Annotated in this window: 3 protein-coding genes; all 3 read left to right on the forward strand. The window is 52.4% G+C overall.

Annotated features, from left to right (window positions below; genetic code table 11):
- Positions 1–238: 238 nt before the first annotated feature.
- On the forward strand, positions 239–1,093 hold the full coding sequence (locus tag AC1D06_RS42075; RefSeq protein ID WP_477991454.1) for a Kdo hydroxylase family protein: 855 nt from the start codon (positions 239–241) through the stop codon (positions 1,091–1,093).
- Positions 1,094–1,113: 20 nt separating this feature from the next.
- Positions 1,114–2,598 (forward strand): GSCFA domain-containing protein, encoded by a 1,485-nt coding sequence (locus tag AC1D06_RS42080; RefSeq protein ID WP_477991456.1) that lies wholly within the window; start codon positions 1,114–1,116, stop codon positions 2,596–2,598.
- 155 nt (positions 2,599–2,753) lie between these two features.
- Entirely contained in the window at positions 2,754–3,683 is a 930-nt protein-coding gene (locus AC1D06_RS42085) for a hypothetical protein (protein ID WP_477991458.1), read from the forward strand.
- The last annotated feature ends 205 nt before the right edge of the window (positions 3,684–3,888 follow it).

Genomic DNA, 3,888 nt, shown 5'->3' on the forward strand with positions numbered 1-3,888 from the left:
CAATCGACGACTTCTGGAGCCCATCGGCAATATTCCACCAGCTGAAGCCGAAGAACGATACTACGCCATGCTGGACGAACCAGCCGTGGCCGCATAACTTAAACCAAACGGTCTCCGGCAAAGCCGGGGCGGTTCAATTCCCCGCAAAGGCAGCAGCCTAAAAGGTCGCTCTCGATCTTGACAAGGAACATCCAGGAGTGGAATTACACGACAAACCGCGCTCAGAGGAGTGGTGCTTGTGGCGGAGATATTTGTAAACCCCCATCTTCCGAGTTATTTTAAATTTGACGACAGCGTAACGTCATCAGGCTCTCCGACAAGTTTCATCAGCGACTACGAAGATGGGCAGGTGATCGTTTTTCGCAATCTCAAACCGCAGATCGACTTCGATTTTTGGGCGGGACTTGATCTCAACCGCCATCCAAATCTCAAAAAGATGAAGTCAGGCATTGGCAGCCGAAACGGCACGCCGGACCCTGCAGTGGAAAAGAGTCTAAGCGATACAGACCTCGACGACACGACCAAGACAAAGGTTCGCACCGAAGTCGATGCGCTCTTCACAAGCATCCTGCCGGCCTATAGGTCAATATTTAAAGGCTACAAATTTACTGCTGAGCGAGCTGTTTGGCGTCTGACGACGACCATGAACGAAAATCTGCACATCGACACTTACAGAGAGCCGGTTCCTCAGCATTTTGCGCGCATGTTCATCAACATTGATACGCAACCGCGGATCTGGCAAACGAGTTGGCGTGTCGATGACATTATCAAGCAACAGCGCGACAATTTGACCCCGGATATTGTCGAACCACTGACTCCCAACCAGCTTTGGTCTCGCCYGAACACGAGCACATTCGGAAAGTCCAGTAAGGAGTGGTGGGACAATCAGCCTCGCCACGTTGCTTATTTCAATCCTGGCGATGTATGGATCGTGGACAGCCGACTTGTCGCACATCAGATATTCTACGGGCGCCGCGCCGTATCTATTGATTTTTTTGTTGATCCGGCAAGCATGATACGTCCCGAGCGGCAATACCTAACAATGATGGAAATACTTAAGAGCGAGATCCTTGGTCAACCTTCCAATCAATGATTTAGCGTGAGGATAGGAACATGCCCTTAGACATCTATAGCTATGAGCAGACGGGCCTTCATCGAGACAAATCTACTTTCGGCTGGCCTCGCGATCGAGAGGCTCAACTGCAGCGGCTCACGCCGTTTTGCAAACCCCAAATGCGTCCTTCCGTACGCTTTTCCAAAACCGATCTGATTTTCACGATCGGCTCTTGCTTTGCACGAAATGTTGAGAACCAGCTCATCATCGAAAAGTATAATGTCGCGGCACGCCAGTTCCCTGAGATTTGCGCAACAGCCGGTGTCGAGATCGAGGCGGCAATTCTAAACAAATTTGTCGCACATTCCGTCGCAAATGAAATTGAGTGGGCACTCGATCCGTCCACGCATGTTCCCGATGACATCATTGTGGAAGTCGTGAACGGGAAATATCTCGACATGCAGCTGGCACCAGGCTTCCGCCCAATGGCTCTGGAAAAGGTGAAGGCGATCCGGTCCGCCATCAATGCTTATATGCGCCTTGTTCGAGATGCTTCAGTGATCATTCTCACACTCGGCCTTGCAGAGGCATGGTATGATGTGGAAACGAAATTGTACCTGAACACCCCTCCGATGAAGCAAAGCGTGGAACGCTATCCGAATCGTTTCCAGCTCCATGTTCTTGACTACAATGACATCATCGCCGCCCTCGAACGACTGTTGTCCGCACTCGACCGCTTTGGCCGGACCGGTTATCGTTTGTTGCTGACCGTTTCTCCTGTCGCAATGGGTTCGACATTTACCGCGGAGGATGTACTCGTCGCGAACTGCTACTCCAAATCGGTGCAGCGGGCAGCTGCGGAACATATCGTTCGCAAATATTCCCAAGTCGACTATATTCCGACCTATGAAAGCGTCATGCTTTCAGAACGGGGCCTAGCCTGGAAAGACGACTGTGCGCACGTGTCGGATGAGATCGTCAGAATTAACGTGCGCCGAATGTTGGATGCCTATGGCGATCAGTCATCAAATGATGACGAGGCGTCGCGTGCAAAAGGTCTAGAACTCGTTCGTCGTGCGCTTGCGCTCATGGAAGCCGGCAAGATCGAGGAAGCCGGCATCGCCTTTCTTGAAGCTAGGGGAGCCGCACCCGATGAGCCTATTGTGAGGCTGCGGTTCGGCAAATTTCTCTTGGACAACAAGCGCTTCTACGAAGCGGAATTGGAGCTGAAAGCCGCCTACGAGCTCGGCGCAGGGCCTTACGATGCCGCGTTCCTTTATGGTCGTGTTCTGTTTTTCAACAAGCGAATAGCAGAAGCCGAACCCTATCTTCAGGAAGCGGTGCGTGCGCAACCGAACCGGGTTGGCGTCCGGCGGTTCCTAAGTCGCGCTTTGGATCGACTAGGACGTCGACCTGAAGCCATTGCCCAACTCGACATCGCGCTTGCGACTGATCCCGACAATCAGTCGATACTCGACGAGTATGCCAAACTCGTTGGAACGGCCGGAGCGCCGAAGGCCGTTCCACTGTCTGCCTCAACGTAATCTTGCGATGTCGGAATTGGCCAAATTTTTTATTGAAGAGCACGCCCAGGAATAAAACATAGCTGAATGGAGATTTCGACGCGCAACAAGGGTGGGTGTAAATCTAACACAGGCATATTGCGGTATTTTACTGGCAGCATGGTTTGGAGTGGAGTGTGACCGAGTTCATTCTGCATATCGGAACCCACAAGACGGGGACGACAGCTATCCAGGCCTATCTATCCGGGAATCGGGAACGGCTTTTGGAATTGGGCGTGGACTTTCCCGTTGTCGGCCGTACACCCGCGGGTTCACAGGCGCATCGCCACTTCTCGGCTCTTTGCAGGAATATCGTCAATGAAATCCCTGCGGGGTTCCAGCAAGCCATATCAAACGGGTTCACATCCGCTGAAAAATGTATCCTATCCTCGGAAGACTTTTGGTTCTGCGCAGATCATGAAGCAATTGAACGTGCCCACGATTTGGTTGGTAGCGATGCGAAGATCGTCTGCTACCTCAGAGAACCGGTGTCACACATCTTTTCGATGTATCGAGAGGCGATAAAGGGTGGCGAAGTCGCCCGATATGATGAATTTGTCGGCCGATTTCGAAAGGGATTAACCGAGCGCAATAAATATGGCTATTATCGCTATCAGGAGCGCCTTGGAAACTGGAAGGAACGATGGCCAGTTGTAGTCGTTCGATATCGCAACGGTGACGATGCGGTTGGCAGTTTCCTTGCTCAAAGCGGGATTGCCGTTCAAACGGACGGGTGGCCGGATCCTGGACGGAGAAACGAGGCAATGTCGGATGTGGCAACAATGATGCTGCTCCGATGCAATCGGATGATGGAATCACGCCTAATAACTCCAGCCAAACGGAAGGAATATAAGACTGCGGTTCRGAGAATGTCCAATGCCCTTCAGGCAGAGCACGCCTCTCTATTGATTTTTGAAGCCATCAACATGCATCCTCTGAAAGCAGCGTTCGCAAAGCAAAATCCCGATTTCGCAGCGATGTGCGACGCAACCGAGGACGTCATTGGGCGACCGATGGACATCAGTTTACCCGACAATCGCATTTGCGAACTTCTGAATGGCATCTAGGCCTTCGACTGTCGAAAGGTAGCTACCGCTACTGGCTCGACTGCGCCAACACAGAATGCAGGCGCGGGAGTATTATGGTGCGCAACGACGGCGCAGCGACATGAATTGCTGCCCTGGGAGTCGAAAAGACTACAGCAGGCCGAGAACCCGGCTTCTCAGCTTGCCTGCGCGCGGTCCAGTTCCGCGGCTTTGACCGTATGGATAC

It is taken from the genome of Rhizobium sp. P2_G2, from assembly GCF_056403555.1.